Annotated in this window: 15 protein-coding genes; 7 read left to right on the forward strand and 8 right to left on the reverse strand. The window is 70.2% G+C overall.

Annotated elements, in window-relative coordinates; all coding sequences use genetic code 11:
• Positions 1-101 precede the first annotated feature (101 nt).
• Complete coding sequence (locus GTY96_RS02185) at positions 102-1052, reverse strand: amidohydrolase family protein (protein WP_161663717.1); 951 nt, start codon at positions 1050-1052, stop codon at positions 102-104.
• A gap of 38 nt (positions 1053-1090) precedes the next feature.
• Positions 1091-1330, reverse strand: a complete 240-nt coding sequence (locus GTY96_RS02190; protein WP_143898031.1) for a hypothetical protein — start codon at positions 1328-1330, stop codon at positions 1091-1093.
• A 324-nt stretch (positions 1331-1654) separates the two neighbouring features.
• On the opposite strand from GTY96_RS02190, the gene GTY96_RS02195 reads away from it, so the two are divergent.
• A complete protein-coding gene (locus GTY96_RS02195; protein WP_143898032.1) occupies positions 1655-1930 on the forward strand; it encodes a hypothetical protein in 276 nt (91 codons plus the stop codon).
• Positions 1931-2085: 155 nt separating this feature from the next.
• On the opposite strand, the gene GTY96_RS02200 is transcribed toward GTY96_RS02195, so the two are convergent.
• Entirely contained in the window at positions 2086-2868 is a 783-nt protein-coding gene (locus tag GTY96_RS02200; RefSeq protein ID WP_143898033.1) for a TatD family hydrolase, read from the reverse strand.
• 20 nt (positions 2869-2888) lie between these two features.
• Positions 2889-4652, reverse strand: a complete 1764-nt coding sequence (gene ggt, locus GTY96_RS02205; RefSeq protein ID WP_161664117.1) for a gamma-glutamyltransferase — start codon at positions 4650-4652, stop codon at positions 2889-2891.
• 388 nt (positions 4653-5040) lie between these two features.
• Here ggt and glmU point away from each other — a divergent pair, with 388 nt between their 5' ends.
• The gene (gene glmU, locus GTY96_RS02210; protein ID WP_143898035.1) at positions 5041-6441 is read left to right on the forward strand and encodes a bifunctional UDP-N-acetylglucosamine diphosphorylase/glucosamine-1-phosphate N-acetyltransferase GlmU; all 1401 of its coding nucleotides are present in this window, start codon (positions 5041-5043) and stop codon (positions 6439-6441) included.
• 105 nt (positions 6442-6546) lie between these two features.
• Positions 6547-8382: a glutamine--fructose-6-phosphate transaminase (isomerizing) gene (glmS, locus tag GTY96_RS02215; protein ID WP_143898036.1), complete on the forward strand. Its 1836-nt coding sequence runs from the start codon at positions 6547-6549 to the stop codon at positions 8380-8382.
• 87 nt (positions 8383-8469) lie between these two features.
• Here the strand turns inward: glmS and GTY96_RS02220 are convergent, their stop codons facing one another.
• Genes GTY96_RS02220 through GTY96_RS02235 form a run of 4 tightly spaced genes read right to left on the reverse strand, consistent with a single transcriptional unit; the run spans position 8470 to position 10326 of the window.
• Positions 8470-8748: a hypothetical protein gene (locus tag GTY96_RS02220; RefSeq protein ID WP_328700754.1), complete on the reverse strand. Its 279-nt coding sequence runs from the start codon at positions 8746-8748 to the stop codon at positions 8470-8472.
• Positions 8745-9248, reverse strand: a complete 504-nt coding sequence (locus GTY96_RS02225) for a DUF3106 domain-containing protein (protein ID WP_161663718.1) — start codon at positions 9246-9248, stop codon at positions 8745-8747. Before GTY96_RS02225 ends, GTY96_RS02220 begins: the two co-directional genes overlap by 4 nt.
• Positions 9248-9727: an anti-sigma factor family protein gene (locus GTY96_RS02230; protein WP_143898038.1), complete on the reverse strand. Its 480-nt coding sequence runs from the start codon at positions 9725-9727 to the stop codon at positions 9248-9250. Before GTY96_RS02230 ends, GTY96_RS02225 begins: the two co-directional genes overlap by 1 nt.
• Complete coding sequence (locus tag GTY96_RS02235; protein WP_143898039.1) at positions 9724-10326, reverse strand: RNA polymerase sigma factor; 603 nt, start codon at positions 10324-10326, stop codon at positions 9724-9726. Before GTY96_RS02235 ends, GTY96_RS02230 begins: the two co-directional genes overlap by 4 nt.
• A gap of 230 nt (positions 10327-10556) precedes the next feature.
• On the opposite strand from GTY96_RS02235, the gene GTY96_RS02240 reads away from it, so the two are divergent.
• The 4 genes from GTY96_RS02240 to GTY96_RS02255 all read left to right on the forward strand — a co-directional run bounded on the left by GTY96_RS02240 (position 10557) and on the right by GTY96_RS02255 (position 17262).
• Entirely contained in the window at positions 10557-11174 is a 618-nt protein-coding gene (locus GTY96_RS02240) for a hypothetical protein (RefSeq protein WP_161663719.1), read from the forward strand.
• A gap of 112 nt (positions 11175-11286) precedes the next feature.
• Positions 11287-12372 (forward strand): recombinase RecA, encoded by a 1086-nt coding sequence (gene recA, locus GTY96_RS02245; protein ID WP_143898042.1) that lies wholly within the window; start codon positions 11287-11289, stop codon positions 12370-12372.
• A gap of 292 nt (positions 12373-12664) precedes the next feature.
• Positions 12665-14800 carry an alkaline phosphatase D family protein gene (locus GTY96_RS02250; RefSeq protein ID WP_143898044.1) on the forward strand — a complete coding sequence of 712 codons (2136 nt, stop codon included), beginning with the start codon at positions 12665-12667 and terminating at the stop codon, positions 14798-14800.
• 164 nt (positions 14801-14964) lie between these two features.
• A complete protein-coding gene (locus tag GTY96_RS02255) occupies positions 14965-17262 on the forward strand; it encodes a Tex family protein (RefSeq protein WP_161663720.1) in 2298 nt (765 codons plus the stop codon).
• The last annotated feature ends 256 nt before the right edge of the window (positions 17263-17518 follow it).

The following is a 17518-nucleotide window of genomic DNA, read 5'->3' on the forward strand; positions in this document are numbered from 1 at the left end:
GGCAGGAGCCTCTGGAGTGGCGGCGTCTTCTTGGGGACCGCGATTCTATGGGGACGAAGATGGGAATGCCCCCCTCATTGCGGAAGGGCCTTCGTTTCTTTTCAACATCCTCCCGCGTCGTAGAGCCTCAGTGTGTTGCCTCCCAGCACCCCCGCGAGCACGACCTCGTCCAGCCCCAGGCCCGCCAGCGCCCGCAGCTCCCGGTCCCAGGCGTAGGGGATGTTGGGGAAGTCCGTCCCGTAGAGGATGCGCTCGGGCCGCGCCTCCAGCGCCTTGCGGGGGAGGGGCACGGGGAAGTAGCCGCCCACCGCCATGGTGGTGTCCAGCCAGAGCGTGTCGTACCGCTCCAGCAGGCGCGCGTACGCGTCGAACTCATCCGCCCCCAGGTGGGGCACGCACAGCTTCAGCGTGGGGTGGTCCTTCAGCACGCGCTCCACCCGCTCCGCGGCGCAGAGCGAGTGCGGATCACACGGGTACTGGGGACTGGACGGCTCCCGCCCTGAGTGCATCACGAGCGGCTTCCCCGCCCGGGCGCACGCTTCGTAGATTTCGTGCAGCGCGGGCGCGTCCGGGGCGAAGCACTGGACGTGGCAGTGCAGCTTCACGCCCTTCAGGCCCAGGGCGAAGGCCTCCTCCAGGATGGCGACGGCGTCGGGCTCGCCCGGGAACACGGTGCCCAGGCCGATGACGCGGGGCTCGGCCCTGGCCATCTCCGCCACGTAGGCGTTGAGGGCGCGCGCCATGCCCGGCTTGTGGGCGTAGTGCAGGGCGACCACGCGCTCGACCCCGCGGGACAGCAGGAACGACAGCACGCGGGGCGTGTGCAGTTTGTAGCGGATGGGCCAGCCGTACCGGTCGAACCAGCGCCACACCGCCTCGAAGACGCGGTCGGGGAACAGGTGCACGTGCGCGTCGACGACGGGCGGCAGGCCGGGGTCCACGCGGGGCCCTTCCTCGTCCGCCAGCGCGGGCATGGGCATGGCGATGCCCTGCTCCCGCCACGTGGGGGACGACGCCAGGCAGGGCGCCGGGGCGTCGTCTTCCGGGCCCATGACGGGCTCGGGCGCCACGCAAGACGCCGCGGGCCGCGTCATCCGTCCGTGTCCGGCCCGGGCTTCTTCGCGGTGTCGGGCTCGTCCATGCGCCGCAGGTAGCTGTTGTGCGCGTAACCGTTGCGCTCCAGCCGCTGCGCCTCGATGGCGTCCGCGACCTTCGAACACACCTGCCCGAGCATGCGCAGGGACTCGGCGATCAGCCGCTCCGCGTGATCCTGCGCGTTGGCGGACGGAATGATGGGGCGGTCGCGTCGGAACGGCAGTGGCAACTTCATCCCGTGGAATCTAAGGGATGCCCCAACCGGGTGCCACGCGTCAGTCCCGCCCCGGCCCCCGACCGCCCCCTCGCGCGCCGCCCGCTCCACGAAGTGTTGACAGCGCGACGCGGCATCCGCCCCGGCGCGGGATTAACCGCGTTGACAGTGCGCCACTTTACATTTTGTGACGGCCCGGCCCCCGGGGACCCTCCGCAGGTCCATTCGAGTGTCGCCAAGTCATTGGAATCATGGAGGGTTTACGAATTTTCAAGCAGGGGGATGACAGCGCGCCGTTTCGCTTCTAGATTGCGTCCGTCGGATTTCACTCACGAGGTGCTGCGCATGGCTTACGACGGCGAGCTTGTGAAGATGCAGAATGGTCGCTGGGCGCGGTTCCAGCGGTGCCAGGTGTACCGGCCGGGCGTGGCGGATGCCGGCGAGACCATGCTGCTGATCGCGGTGGAGCTGGAGGAGCGCTACCAGCAGCTGCTCGACGAGGCGGCGGACTCCCTGGCGGAGTACCGCTCCCAGGGCGTGCCCGTGCAGGTGCGGCTGGCGCCGGATGCGCGGGGCCTCACCCTGCACCCGGAAGCCCCGGCCTCCGTCGCGGTCAACTAGCCCCCTCCCGGGGGCCTGCCTCCCAAGGGTTGTAAATCGCCGGGCCTCGCGCTTCACCGCGCGGGGCCCGCTCCATTTACAGCCCCTGCCTCTGGGCCACCCCGTCGGCTTTTCAACGCGGCGCGGCCCACCCGCACGGCGCGCGAATGGCGCGCTCAGTCGTGGATCTGGAAGAAGCGCACCGCGTTGTCCCGGGTGACACGCCGCACGATGCGCTCGGACAGCTTCGCCTTGCCCAGCAGGTTCGCCGTGCGGGCGAGCCCCAGGATGTCGCCCGCGCCGTCGCCCGCGTCCGAGTCCAGCACCAGCCGCTCGCTGCCCAGCCTCCGCACCAGGGCCACCGCCCGGTCCGCCTGGAGGGCCTCTGGGTGCAGGGTGAGCCCCGCCCAGTGGCCCACCTCCAGGATGGTGCGCACCGTGCGCGCGTTGGCGTGGTCCACCAGCGCGCGCGAGGGCAGCAGCCCGGACTGGCGCAGCAGCGTGAGGATGCGCCGGGTGTGGCGCTCCTTGTCCTTGAGGGGCGTGTGGACCACCACGCGCAGCTTGAGCTGGCGGGCCAGGGCGAGCTGCTCCAGGAAGGCCTCCTCCTCCTCCTCGCCGCCCGCGTGCAGGCCCGTCTCTCCCAGGGCCACCACGCGGCCGCCCTCGAAGTAGTCCGGCAGGTGGCTCAGGACCTCCGACAGGCCCCGCCTTGGGATGCAGCGCGGGTGCACGCCCAGGGCGGCCCACGCGCGGATGCCCAGCCGCTCCAGGCGCGGCAGCTGCCGTTCGACCAGCTGGTCGAAGTGCTGGCGCAGCGCCTTGGCGGTGGGCTCCGGGAAGTGATGCGCCACCACCAGGGCCTGCTCCACGCCGAAGAAGCGCATGGACTCCAGGTCCTGGTCGGTGAGCGCCTCCGGGTGGAGGTGCGCGTCGAAGAGCGGCAGCGGCTCGGGCACGGGCTTTCGTCCTCCTGGCGTCAGTCCTGGCCCAGCGCGGCGCCCTCGTTGCGCGGGTCACTGGAGGAATAGCGCAGGTTCGTGCGCGGGTCGCTGTAGACGGCTTCCGCGTCGCCCCAGGCGTCCATCCGGCGGATCTTGTGGCCCTTCGCCTCCAGCGTGGACAACGTCGCCGGCTCCAGGCCCCACTTGTCCACCCACACCTCGTCCGGCAGGTACTGGTGGTGCAGCCGGCCAGTGCCCACCGCGCGCGCCACGTCCATGCCCTGGTCCACCACGTTGCTGATGGCCTGGATGACGGTGGTGGGGATGGTGGAGCCGCCGGGGCTGCCCACCGCGAGCATCACCCGCTTCGGGTCGTCCTTCGCGAACACCAGCGTGGGCGACATGGAGGACAGGGGCACCTTGCCGGGCTGGATGGCGTTGGGCTCCCCGGTGACGAGCCCGTACGCGTTGGGCACGCCCGGCTGCGCGGCGAAGTCGTCCATCTGATCATTGAGGAGCACGCCGGTGCCCTTGGCGACGAGGCACGAGCCGAAGCTGTAGTTGACCGTGGTCGTCATCGCCACCGCGTTGCCGTCCTTGTCGATGACGGAGATGTGCGTGGTGTTCTTGCGCTCCGGCTCCGGCGTGAGGGGGCCCGCGTCCTCCCGCAGCGTGGACGCGGGGCCGCCCTTCACTGGCGCCAGCAGCGACGCGCTGGGCGTGGCCTTCTGGGGGTCGATGCCGCCCGCTAGGTCCGCGATATGGCCGGGAGACGCCAGCCGCTCCAGCGGCACCTGCACGAAGGCCGGGTCGCCCAGGTACTTCGCGCGGTCCACGTACGCGCGCCGCACGGCCTCCACATAGAGGTGCAGCGTGTCCGGGTCGCGGTACGGCACGCCCTGCGGACGCAGCTGCTGGAGCATGCCCAGCACCTGGACCACCGCGAGCCCGCCCGCGCTGGGCGGCGGCATGGTGAGGATGCGGTGGCCGCGGTAGGTGGTCTCCAGCGGCGCGGGCTGGCGCGTCCGGTACGCCGCCAGGTCCTCTTGCGTGAGCACCCCGCCCGCGTCCTTCACCGACCTCACCAGCGCCTGCGCCACCGGGCCCGCGTAGAAGGCCTTCGCGCCGCCCTTCGCGATGAGGCTCAGCGTGCGGGCCAGGTCCGGCTGCCGGATGAGGTGGCCCAGGGGCGGCACGTCCGGGGTGCCGGAGGCGTTGGGCGTCAGGAAGATGCGCGCGGCCTCCGGGTCCTTGTTCAGGCACTTCGTGCGTCCCGTCGCCATCTGCTGGTACTTGGGCGTCACCCAGAAGCCCTGCTTCGCCAGCCGGATGGCCGGGGCCAGCACCACGGCGGGCTTCAGCCTGCCGTGCCGCCCCAGCAGCTCCAGATAGCCCGCCACCGCGCCCGGCACCGCCACGCTCAGGGCCCCGTCCGTGGACAGCCCCGGCACCAGCGCGCCGTCCTTCAAGTACATGTCGTGGGAGGCGGCCTTCGGCGCCACCTCCCGGAAGTCCAGCGCCTCCGTGCCGCCGGACTTCGCGTCGTGCACCAGCGCGAACCCGCCCCCGCCCACACCGGAGTGGTAGGGCCCCACCACCGCCGCCACGAACGCCGCCGCCACCGCCGCGTCCACGGCGTTGCCGCCCTTCTCCAACATCTGGAGCGCGGCCTCGCTCGCGGCGGGATACGCCGTGGCCACCGCACCTCCCCGGTAGGGGCGCGCCGCCTGCGCCGCCCCCGCCACCACCAACACCGAGAGTCCTACCGCGCGGAACAGGCTCCGTCCCGCTGCTCCAATGTGTGTGTGCCCCACCTGGACGCCTTTCCTTGTGATTTCCGGCCGTTCCCTAATGCACCATGCGCCGCGCCTGGACCAGGGTTTCAACAGGACAGCATTTTTTTCCTTGGATTGTGAGCGTAAGCGGGGCAATCTTGCTCCATGTGCGGCAACTGGCGGTGCCTATGAGTCCTCCGAACCCCGTGGAAAGCCCGGCGTCGGCGTCGGCTCCGGTGTCGTCGAGCGGGCGCCTGACGACGTTCCTGAAGCCCCGCTTCGGCATCACGGTCCAATGCAACACGTTGTGTGTGGCAGTCAGCGCCCGGCCCCCCCCGGAAGGTCCCCGGCCGGTTTTGACGCCCGGACGCGGTTGACGAGTTGATCGGCGGTCCCTAATTCTCCGCCGCATATGACAGCTCTGGCGGCGGTGGTGCTTTGCGCGGGCAAGGGCACGCGGATGAAGTCGGAGAAGGCCAAGGTCCTTCACCCCATCCTCGGCCGGCCCCTGTGTGCCTATCCCTTGAAGCGAGCCCTGGAACTGGGTGCGACCTCCGTGGTGCCGGTGGTGGGCCACCAGGCCGCGGACGTGGAGAAGTCCATCCGGAGCCAGTTTCCGGACGCGCCGCTGCGCTTCGCGCTCCAGAAGGAGCAGCGGGGCACCGCGGACGCGGTGAAGGCGGCCCAGGACGCGCTGAAGGGCCATGACGGCCGCGTGCTCATCCTCTACGGGGACGTGCCGCTGCTGCGCCGGGAGACGCTCCAGTCGCTGCTCGCCGCGCACGACGCCGCGGGCGGGGTGCTGGCGCTCGTCTCCACCACGCTGGATGACCCCACCGGCTATGGCCGCGTCATCCGCGAGGGCGGCAAGGTGGCCCGCATCGTGGAGCACAAGGACTGCACCCCGGAAGAGCGCGCGGTGAAGGAGTGCAACGCGGGCATCTACTCCGTGGACGCGGCCTTCCTCTGGAAGGCGCTGGCGGAGATCAAGCCCGTCAACGCGCAGGGCGAGTACTACCTCACGGACCTGGTGGAGATGGCCGCGAAGCGCGGCCCCGTGGCCGCGGTGGACGCGGACGCCACGGAGACCGCGGGCGTGAACGACAAGGTGGAGCTGGCGGCGCGCGCGCGCGTGCTCCAGCAGCGCATCAACGAAGCCCACATGCGCGCGGGCGTGTCCATCCAGGACCCCGCCACCGCGTACATCGAAGAGGGCATCACCATTGGCGCCGACACGGACATCGGCCCGATGGTGTCCCTCATGGCCGGCACCGTCATCGGGAAGAACGTCATCGTCGGGCAGGGCAGCGTGCTCACCGCCTCCCATGTGGCGGATGGCACCCACATCAAGCCCTACTCCGTGCTGGAGGAGGCGCGTGTGGGCGAGCGGTGCATCATTGGCCCGTTCTCCCGGCTGCGCCCCGCCACGGAGTTGGCAGAAGAAGTGCATCTGGGGAACTTCGTGGAGACGAAGAAGACCCGCATCGGCAAGGGCAGCAAGGCCAACCACCTGACGTACCTGGGGGACGCGAACATCGGCGCCGGGTGCAACATCGGCGCGGGCACCATCACCTGTAACTATGACGGGGTGAACAAGCACCTGACGGAGCTGGGGGACGGGGTCTTCATCGGCTCGGACTCGCAGCTGGTGGCTCCGGTGAAGGTGGGGGATGGCGGCTACGTTGGGGCGGGCTCCACGGTGACGAAAAATGTGCCTCCTGGGAGCCTCGCTGTGTCACGCGCGCCACAGGTGGTGAAGGAGGGGTGGGTGGCGGCGAAGAAGGCGCGGCAGGCGAAGGCGAAGACTGGCTGAGGGTGGCGCTCGCCTGCTGTTCGGACGGCGGGGCGGGGTTGGGCGTGAACGGGATTCCCGTGGTTTGCTCCGGCGGCCGCGGGACGAGAAAGAGGCAGGACGAACATGTGCGGGATTGTTGGCTACGTCGGTGACAAGGAATCGGCTCCCATCCTGGTGTCGGGGCTGAAGAAGCTCGAGTACCGGGGGTACGACTCCGCGGGCGTCGCGGTGGTGAGCGGCAACCAGCTGAACGTGGTGCGCGCCACGGGCAAGCTGCGCAACCTGGAGAACCGCGTGGTGCAGGACCTGCCCAAGGGCACCACCGGCATCGGCCACACGCGCTGGGCGACGCACGGCCGCCCCTCCGACGAGAACGCCCACCCGCACACGTACAAGAACGTGGCGGTGGTGCACAACGGCATCATCGAGAACCACCTGGCGCTGAAGGCGGAGCTGCGCAAGCGCGGCCACGCCTTCGCGTCGGAGACGGACTCGGAGGTGTTCGCGCACCTCATCTCCGATGAGGTGGACCGCGGCGTGGACCTGCCGGACGCCGTCCGCGCGGCCATCAAGCAGGTGAAGGGCACCTACGGCCTGGTGGTGGTGTGCGCCAACGACCCGGGCCGCATCGTGTGCACGAAGGACGCGTCGCCCATGGTGCTGGGCCTGGGCGAGGGCCAGAACTTCGTGGCCAGCGACGTGCCGGCGCTGCTCGAGCACACGCGCGACTTCGTCTACATGGAGGAGGGCGACCTCGCGGTCATCACCGCCGCGAAGATCGACATCTTCAGCCGCCAGGGGCAGCTGGTGAACCGCCCCACGCGCCGCATCGACTGGACGCCGATGATGGCGGAGAAGGGCGGCTACAAGCACTTCATGCACAAGGAGATCTGGGAGCAGCCCCGCGCCATCGCGGACACGCTGCGCGGCCGGATGCTCCTCACCGAGGGCGACGTCCACTTCGAGACGTGGAACCTGTCCACCGAGCAGGTGAAGACCTTCACCAAGGTCACCATCCTGGCGTGCGGCACGTCGTGGCACTCGGGCGTGGCCGGCAAGCACATGATTGAGTCGCTGGCGCGGCTGCCGGTGGAGGTGGAGCTGGCCAGCGAGTTCCGCTACCGCGACCCCATCGTGGAGACGTCGCACCTGGTCATCGCCATCAGCCAGTCGGGTGAGACGGCGGACACGCTCGCGGCCTTCAAGGAGGCCAAGCGGCTGGGCGCGCACACCATGGCCATCTGCAACGTCATTGGCAGCGCGATGACGCGCGAGGCGAACCTGCACGTCCTCACCAACGCGGGCCCGGAGATTGGCGTCGCGTCCACCAAGGCGTTCACCACGCAGCTCGTGACGCTCTACCTGCTGGCGGTGAAGCTGGGGCGCATGCGCGGCACGCTGTCGGTGGAGGGCGCGCAGGAGCACCTGACGCACCTGACCCAGGTTCCGAAGATGATTGAAGACGTGCTCAAGTGCGAGCCGCAGGTGAAGCGCGTGGCGCGCGAGTTCATGAACGCGCAGGACTTCCTCTTCCTGGGCCGCGGCCCCATGCACCCGGTGGCGCTGGAGGGCGCGCTGAAGCTGAAGGAGATCTCGTACATCCACGCGGAGGGCTACGCGGGCGGTGAGATGAAGCACGGCCCCATCGCGCTCATCGACGAGAAGATGCCCGTCGTGGTCATCGCGCCGAAGCAGCCGCACGTGGCGTACGAGAAGATCATCGGCAACATCGAGGAGGTCCGTGCGCGCGGCGGCAAGGTCATCGCCGTCATCGACGAGGACGACACCCAGGCGGACAGCCTGGCCGACCACGTCATCCGCATCCCCGCGGCCTGCGCGCTGCTCGCGCCGGTGGTGGCCACCATCCCGCTCCAGCTGCTCGCGTACCACGTGGCGGAGATGCGCGGGAACGACGTGGACCAGCCCCGCAACCTGGCCAAGAGCGTCACCGTCGAATAGCGCCGCGCGCCTGAGACACAAGCGCCCGGGCTCCCCTTCCGAGGGGGCCCGGGCTTCTTCGTTTCCAGGGGCGATGACGGCGCGGCGCTACTTCTCGTCCGACAGCTCCAGCAGGACCTCCAGGTCCGCCGCGGCATCCAGCGACTCGAGCAGCTCCAGGTTCTCCACCACCTCCCGGTCCTCGTCGGTGAGCTGCGGCGGGGCCCGGCGGCTGTCGGGAGGCGGCGGTCGGGCCTCCGGGTGCGAGGATTCAACGGAGGCGGGAGCAGGAGGCGGCGGCTCCCGGGGAGGCGTGGGCTGCTGGGCCGCGGCGGGCAGGGCGCCGGCGAGCGCGAGCATCAGCAGCCACGAGGGGAAGGGCCTCACTTGCGCCGCCTCTCACGCAGCCGCTCGCGTGCCTCCTGTCGCTGCTCGGCGGACATCTGCCGCCAGCGGCGCATGTTCTCCATCATCTGCTCGCGCCGCTCCGGGTGCTCCCGGAGGTAGGCCCGCATCCGCTGGCGCAGCTCCGCGCGGCGCTCCGGGGTGAGGCCCCGCAGCTCGCGCACCTGCTCGCGCACCGCCTGCCGCTCCTGGGGGGACAGGCGCTGGAAGTCGCGCAGGTTGCCGCGCAGCCGTTCGCGCTCCTCCGGAGGCAGCTGTCGCCAGCGCTGGAGGTTGCCGCGCACGCGGGCCTGCTCGTCGGGAGACAGGGCCTTGAACTCGCGCAGCTTCGCGCGCAGCGCCTCCTTCTGCTCTGGAGGGAGCTTCTCGAAGCGCTCCGCCGCCGTGGGCGTGGGGGCGTTGGCGGCGCGGGCGGGCGTGCCCATGAGGACGGCCACCGTCGCGGCCAGGGCCAGGGCCCCCACGGTCGTTCTTCCCAGCATCACTGCACTCCCAGTTCATGGAGGTTCTCGACGACCTCCAGGTCATCGGAGCTGTCGAGTCCCAGGACTTCGTAGTCCTCGACCAGCTCCAGGTTCGCCGCCACTTCCAGCGCGCCCGCGTCCCACTCCTCCAGCCCGGGGGCCTCCACGCGTGCGCGGCCGGCGACGAGCAGCGCCAGCACCGCCGCGGTGGCCAGGCCCGCGGAGGGCACCAGCACGCCGGGCTTCAGCAGGTGGGCCAGCCGCTCGCGCCAGGTGGGCGGCAGCGCGTCCACCCGCGCCAGCAGCTCGCGGCGGGCGGAGGGCGAGGGCGTGAAGGCGGGCAGCTCCGCCATCCGCGCCACGGTGACGCGCAACAGCCGCTCCGTCCCCTGGCACGCCGCGCAGGTGCCCAGGTGGGCCTCCACCCGCGCGCGGTGCGGGGGGGGCAGCTCCCCGTCCACGTAGGCCGTCAGGTCTTCTTCGAACGCACAGCTCATGCCCGACTCCTCGCGGGTACCGCGCCCGCCTGCAACGCTTCAATCCTGCGCGCCACCGCCAGGGTGGCCCGGTGGATGAGGCTCTTCACGGCGGCCTCGCTCGCCTCCAGCGCCTCGGCGATGTCCCGGTACGCCATGCCCTCGAACCGGCACATGGTGAAGGCCGCGCGCTCGCGGTCGCTCAAGTCCCCCAGCGCCGCGCCCACCGCCGCTTCCAACTCCCGGCCGCTCAACGCCTGGTCGGGCCGCTCTCCGTCGGGCCCTGGCATCTCCACCGCTCCCGCGTCGTCCTCCGCCGGGGCCTCCGCCGTGAGGCGCGCCACGCGGTACTCGCCGCGCCGCATCTCATTGAGGCAGTGGTTGGTGGCCACCCGGAAGAGGAAGGTCTTGAACTTCGCCGTGGGCTTGTAGGAGCGCGCGTGGCGGTAGAGCTTCACGAAGATGTCCTGCGTCAGCTCCTCCGCCCGCGCCCGGTCCCCCACGAAGCGGAACGCGAAGCGCGCCACGCTCGCGTGGTGCTGGTCGAAGAGCCAGGCGAACGCCTGCTTGTCGCCCGCCGCCACCTTCAGCATCGCCTGCGTGTCCGGGTCCCAATCCATCCGAGAGGCTTCAACCCCGTTGCCCGGTGGAAGTTGCGGGCCCGCTCCACTTTGAACCCCAAGCCGTGCCCCGGTTACAGTTTGCCACCGTGTCCGATGCTCCCCGCCCACGTTCGCGCACACCGGCCCCCCAGCCTGGAGGGGACGAAGGCCTTCCTTCGGACCTGGCGGCCTGGGAGCCCCCGGCGCAGGGCGGCGCGCCCACCCCGCCCTCGGACTCACCGCTGCCCATGTTCCTGCTGGCGCAGCAGGCCCGGCGGGCGGAGGGGCCGGAGCGGCAGCGGCTGGCCGCGGACCTCAACCAGCTGCTGGCGGAGCTGACGGCGGAGGGTGGGGGACGGCCGGAGGCGGACGCCTTCCACCGGCTCCTGGAGGGCGGCAACCTCAACGGGCTGGTGGACGCGGACGGGCGCTCCTGCCGCGCCACGGCGGTGGAGTCGCTGCTGGCGCTGGGCTTCCCCTACGCGCTGGAGGTGCGCCCGGAGGACCTGGAGCACCTGAAGAACGCCGCCGTACCCGGCACCCGGCTCCAGCCCCCCAAGGGGGGGCCGTTCCCGGCGCTCGCGGTGGGCCTGGGGGCGCTGGCCGTCCAGGTGGTGCTGGGCCTCGCGGGGCTCGTCCCGCCCGGCGGGCTGCTCATCCTGCAGGGGCTCCTGTCGCTGCTGTCCCTGGCGCTGCTGACGGTTGCCTCGGTGGGCACTCCCCTGTATCGCGGGGCCCTGGCGCTGCTGACGGTGGTGTCCGGGCTCGGGTTGGGGATGGTGCTGGTGCCGGACATCTCCGCCGGTTGGGTGGCCGGCTTGGGGGGCCTGGTGGCCGCCTTCCTGGCTGCCCTGCGCAAGAGCTGAGGCCCAGGACCCAAAACGGATGTCAGAGGGGTGGACTAGGGTCTACCCATCGCGTACTAAAAGCGCGTTCAGGTGGACCGGGGTGGTCCGCTCATCCAAGGAGCGACGAGAAATGGCCGTGAATCAGGAGAAGGAAAAGGCGATCGAGCTGGCGCTGGCCGCGGTGGAGCGTCAGTTCGGCAAGGGGTCCATCATGCGGCTCGGCAACGACGAGCCCATGATGAAGGACGTCCAGGCCATTTCGACGGGTTCGATTTCACTCGACATCGCGTTGGGCGTGGGCGGCGTGCCGCGCGGCCGCATCATCGAAATCTTCGGGCCGGAGTCCTCCGGCAAGACGACGCTGTGCCTCCACATCGTCGCGGAGGCGCAGAAGCGCGGCGGCGTGTGCGGCTACATCGACGCGGAGCACGCGATGGACGTGGGGTACGCGCGCAAGCTGGGCGTGCGCACCGACGACCTGCTCCTGTCCCAGCCGGACACCGGCGAGCAGGGCCTGGAGATCGCGGAGATGCTGGTGCGCTCCGGCGCCATCGACGTGCTGGTGGTGGACTCGGTGGCCGCGCTCGTGCCGAAGGCGGAGCTCGAGGGTGAGATGGGCGACGCGCACATGGGCGTGCAGGCGCGCCTGATGAGCCAGGCCCTGCGCAAGCTCACGGGCACCATCTCCAAGAGCCAGACGTGCGTCATCTTCATCAACCAGATCCGCATGAAGATTGGCGTGATGTTCGGCAACCCGGAGACGACGACGGGCGGCAACGCGCTGAAGTTCTACGCGTCGCAGCGCATGGACATCCGCCGCGTGGGCGCCATCAAGAACGGCGAGAACGTGGTGGGCAGCCGCACGCGCGTGAAGGTCGTGAAGAACAAGGTGGCGCCGCCGTTCAAGGAAGTGGAGTTCGACATCATGTACGGCGCGGGCATCTCGCGTGAGGGCGACCTCATCGACCTGGCCGCCACCGACAACATCATCGAGAAGAGCGGCAGCTGGTTCTCCTTCAAGGGAGAGCGCATCGGCCAGGGCCGGGAGAACGCGAAGGAGTACCTGCGCGAGCACTCGGACACCTACAAGGAGATCGAAGCGCTGGTGCTGGAGAAGTACGGCATCGGCAAGCCCGCTGGCGCTGCGCCCGCGGTCGCGGAGGCCGCCGAGCCCGCCGAGGGTGAGAAGCGTCCGCGCGTGAAGGCCGTGAAGTAGTCAGCTCCTCGCGGGCCTGAGGTGATGGCCCGCCGCGCACCTCCGGGGGGAGCGGCGTGGCGGGCGGAGAGGAAGGGGCCGGTTGCCAGCGATGGCGGCCGGCCCCTTCTTTCTTCGCGGGGGGGCGAGGGACGAGAGGGATTGGCGGGCGTGTCGCGGACAGGTCGCGGACGTGTGACGCGTGGGGTCATGCAGGGGGTGTCGCGGGGATGTTTCGTGTGGAGGGAGGAGCGCCTCTAGAATTGGCGCCCCGGGAGCCCCTTCACCCTGCTTCCCGCTGGAGCCCACCGCCTTGTTCAACCCCTTCAAACGCCGCACGTTCCTGCAAGCCGTGGTTGCTGTCGCGGCGACGACGACCTTTGGATGCTCCGACGACTCGTCGGCGGCCTCGGATGGTTCGCCCTACTTCCCGCAGTCGCTGGCGTCGGGAGATCCGCGTCCGGACAGCGTGGTGTTGTGGGTTCGCGTGGAGGATGGCGCGCGGGCCGGGGACGACCTGCCCCTGCGGCTGGAGGTCTCCACGACGCAGGACTTCAAGAGCCTGGTGCTGGACAAGACGGACCTGACGGCGCTGGCGGCGCACGACCACGCGGTGAAGGTGAAGGTGACGGGGCTGTCGGCGCGCACGACGTACTACTACCGCTTCTCCTACGAGAAGGACGGCCAGCGGAACACCACGCGGGTCGGGCGCACGCGCACCGCGCCGGCGGCGGGGGACGACGCTCAGGTGAAGTTCGTCTTCGCCAGCTGCCAGGACTTCATTGGCCGCTACTACAACACGTGGCAGCGGCTGCTTCAGCTGGACGCGGACCTGGACTTCGTCGTGTTCCTGGGCGACTACGTCTACGAGACGACGGGCGATACGTCCTTCCAGTCCTCGGATGGCGGCCGGGCCGTGCGCTTCAGCGAGCCGGAGGACGCGCTGGTGCAGGGCACGGGGCTCGCGGCGTTCCTCGCGGCGAACTCGCTGTCCAACTACCGCGACCTGTACAAGACCGTCCGGAGCGACCGGCAGCTGCAGGCGGTGCATGAGCGCTACCCGTTCATCATCACCTGGGACGACCACGAGTTCTCCGACGACTGCTGGCAGGACGTGGCGACGTACGAGGACGGCAAGCGGGACGAGACGCAGAAGCAGCGCAAGCTCAACGCGGAGCAGGCGTTCCTGGAGTACATCCCGCTGGATACGGCGCAGGCGGCTGGCGGCGTCATCAACGTGGACGACGAGCCGCGCTTCCCCAACGCGCGCATCTACCGCGACTTCGAGTACGGCCGGCACCTGAAGCTGCTGGTGACGGACTACCGCAGCTACCGGCCGGACCACCTCATCCCGGAGGACGCGTACCCGGGCGGCGTGGTGTTGGACGCGACGCTGCTGGGCGGAGCGCTCCAGGGGCAGCCTGACGCGGTGAAGGCGACGTTCCAGACGGACACGTTCGCGTACGTGAACATCGACGACGCGGCGTACGCGGCCCAGAAGCAGGTGCTGCAGGGCGTGTACCTGAGCCAGGCGAAGGCCGCGGGGCTGACCGACGCGGAGGCCGCGACGAAGGCCGCGCAGTGGGTGAAGGGCAACGTGGCCCTCTACTACGTGAACCAGGTGCTCCTGGCGGTGAACAAGGCGCTGGTGATTCCGCCGGCGGACAAGCCCCGGGGGCTGGCGTACGCGCACATGGGCAAGGCGGCGCTCTTCAACATCCAGGGCTCGCGCTACGTGGTGGTGAAGGACACCTTCGACCTGTTCGCGGCGGTGAACTACCAGCTGTCCGGCGGCAAGAGCGAGGACGTGTTCGGCCCCGCGCAGGAGGCGTGGTTTCAGCAGACGCTGACCACGGCGACGAACACCTGGAAGATGGTGGTGAGCTCCACGTCGCTGTCGGCGCTCATCTGGGACTTCACGAAGCAGGAGGACATCACCGACCCGACGCTGCGCCAGCGCTTCTACTTCAGCGTGGACCAGTGGGACGGCTTCCCCACGAAGAAGAAGGTGCTGCTCAACACGCTCAAGGCGCAGGGCGTGACGAACACGCTGTTCATCTCCGGGGACATCCACGCGTCCTTCGCGTCGGTGGAGGAGGGCGTGCCCACGCTGACGGCGCCGGGCATCACCTCTGGTTCCATCAAGAGCCTGGCCAGCCTGGCGCTGATTGGCGCGGGCTACGCCACGGGGGCGCCGGTGTACCAGCACGCCGTCACGGAGATGGAGAAGACGCTCAAGGCGTCCAATCCGGGCCTGCGCTTCGCGGACGCGGACTCGCACGGCTTCGTGCTGGTGGAGGTGAAGGCGGATGAGACGCTCGCGACCTTCCACCTCATCCCCGCCGCCGAGGTGGCCAAGGACTACTCCAAGCGCGCGGACGGCGAGCTGGAGGCGAAGTTCGCCACGCACACCTTCCGCGTGAAGAACAGCGACATCCAGCCGGCGTGAGGGCCGTGAAGTGAAGAAGGGCCGCGTGGGGGGCTCCCCGCGCGGCCCTTTTTTCATGCATGCGAGCAGGGCTTTCCAGGGGCTGGAGGCCCTCCGTCGGGTGCCTGGCTGGGGAGGAGCGCGTCGCTGGGAGGCGCGCGAGGACCGGGGTATAGACGGGCGCCATGCACGTCTATGCCGTCGCGTTGGCCCAGGAGCTGGGCATCAAGCCGGAGCAGGTGGACCGGACCCTCGCGCTTCATGAAGAGGGGGGCACGGTCCCCTTCATCGCGCGCTACCGCAAGGAGGCCACGGGGGGCCTGGACGAGGTCCAGATTCAAGCCATCCTCGACCGGGCCACGGAGCGCGCGGAGCTGGACGGGCGGCGCGACACCATCCTGCGCAGCATCGAGGAGCAGGGGAAGCTGACGCCGGAGCTGTCGAAGGCGCTCCATGCGGCGCGCACGCGCGCGGAGCTGGAGGACCTGTACCTCCCGTACAAGCCCAAGCGCCGCACGCGCGCGGCCATCGCCCGGGAGAAGGGGCTGGAGCCGCTGGCGGACCTGGTGTGGAAGCAGGAGGTCCCGCGCGGGGAGAACCTGGACGCGCGCGTGAAGCCCTACGTGGACGCGGAGAAGGGCGTGGCGGACGTGGCCCAGGCGCTGGCGGGCGCGCGGGACATCTGCGCGGAGCGCGTGGCGGAGGACGCGAGGCTGCGGCGTGAAGCGCGCGACCTGTGCACGAAGCGGGGTTCGCTGCGCTCGGACGTGGTGCCCGCGAAGAAGGGCGAGACGACCAAGTTCGAGAACTACTACGGCCACGAGGAGCCGCTGTCCCAGGCCCCGTCCCACCGCGTGCTGGCGCTCTTGCGCGGCGAGGAGGAGGGCGTGCTGAAGGTGAAGCTGGGCCTTCCGGATGACGAGGTGAAGGGGCTCTTCACGGGGCGGGTGGTGACCCGGCCGCAGTCGTTGTTCGCGGGCGAGCTGCGCGCGGCGGTGGAGGACGGGTGGGAGCGGCTGATGGGGCCGTCGCTGGAGTCGGAGCTGCGCGCGGAGTTGAAGGAGCGCGCGGACAAGGGCGCCATTGGTGTGTTTGGAGAGAACCTGCGGCACCTGTTGCTGACGGCGCCGGCGGGGGCTCGGGCGGTGCTGGCGTTGGATCCGGGGCTGCGCACGGGCATCAAGCTGGTGATGCTCGACGCGACGGGGATGGTGGCGGAGACGACGACGCTCTACTCGGAGCGGAGCGCGGACGAGCGGGCGCGCGCGGCGAAGCTGCTGGAGGCGGTGGTGCGCAAGCACAAGCCGGAGCTGATCGCCGTGGGCAACGGCACGGGCAGCCGGGAGGCGGAGGTCTTCACGCGGGACACGCTGAAGGCGATGGGCGTGCAGGTCCCCGTGGTGTCGGTGAGCGAGCAGGGGGCGTCCATCTATTCGGCGTCGGAGGTGGCGCGGGAGGAGTTCCCGGAGCTGGACGTGTCGCTGCGCGGGGCGGTGTCGATTGGGCGGCGGTTGCAGGACCCGTTGGCGGAGCTGGTGAAGATCGACCCGAAGAGCATCGGGGTGGGGCAGTACCAGCACGACGTGGACCAGGGCCTGCTCAAGAAGAAGCTGGGCGAGGTGGTGGACTCGTGCGTGAACGCGGTGGGCGTGGACGTGAACACGGCGTCGCCGCAGCTGTTGGAGCACGTGTCGGGCGTGGGGCCGTCGCTGGCGAAGAAGCTGGTGGCGCACCGCGCGGCGAAGGGGCGGTTCACGACGCGGCGGGAGCTGCTGAAGGTGAGCGGCCTGGGGCCGAAGACGTTCGAACAGGCGGCGGGCTTCCTGCGCGTGCGCGGGCCGGAGCCGCTGGATTCGAGCGCGGTGCACCCGGAGCGCTACGCGGTGGTGGAGCGGATGGCGAAGGACCTGGGCGTGGACGTGGCGTCGCTGGTGGGGAACGCGGCGCTGGTGCGCAAGATCGAGGCGAAGCGTTACCTGGGGCCGGAGCTGGGAGAGCTGACGCTGAAGGACATCCTGGCGGAGCTGGAGAAGCCGAGCCGCGACCCGCGCGGTGACTTCACGGCGCACGCGACGCGGGATGATCTGCGGTCGCTGGAGGACGTGAAGGAGGGGATGGTGTTGCAGGGCGTGGTGACGAACGTGACGGCGTTTGGCGCGTTCGTGGACGTGGGCGTGCATCAGGACGGACTGGTGCACGTGTCGCAGCTGGCGGCGCGCTTCATCAAGGACCCGTCGGAGGTGGCCAAGGTGGGCGACCGGCTGACGGTGAAGGTGCTGACCGTGGACCTGGCGCGCAAGCGTCTGGCGTTGTCAGTGCGTGCGGTGCTGGAGGGTGGGGCGCCGCAGCCGTCGGGCCGACCCGCGCAGCCGGTCCAGGCACGGATGACGGAGCGGCCCGCGCAGAAGCCCGCGAGTCAGCCTCCGGCGGCGCAGAAGAAGCCGGAGCCGTTCAACAATCCGTTCTCGAAGCTGAAGCGCTGAATCCCGACTGACTTTCGTCAGGTTCGCGGGGGCTCCCGGGTGGCTGCCGGAGTCGACACGCCAGTGCTGGCGATGAACCGCCTGGCACTGGCGCTCACTCGCTCTGGCGACTCCTCATCGAGGGCCTTCCGCAGCTCAAGCAACGCCTCCCTGGCGTCCACAACGCTTGCGACGCCACTGATTGGCGATGCCTTGAAGATGTTCCGTTCAAGGCGTCCTTTCCTGCTTGGATCCGAGAATGCGCGAGTATGGGTGG

The sequence above is a fragment of the Corallococcus silvisoli genome, from assembly GCF_009909145.1.
Lineage (GTDB): Bacteria > Myxococcota > Myxococcia > Myxococcales > Myxococcaceae > Corallococcus > Corallococcus silvisoli.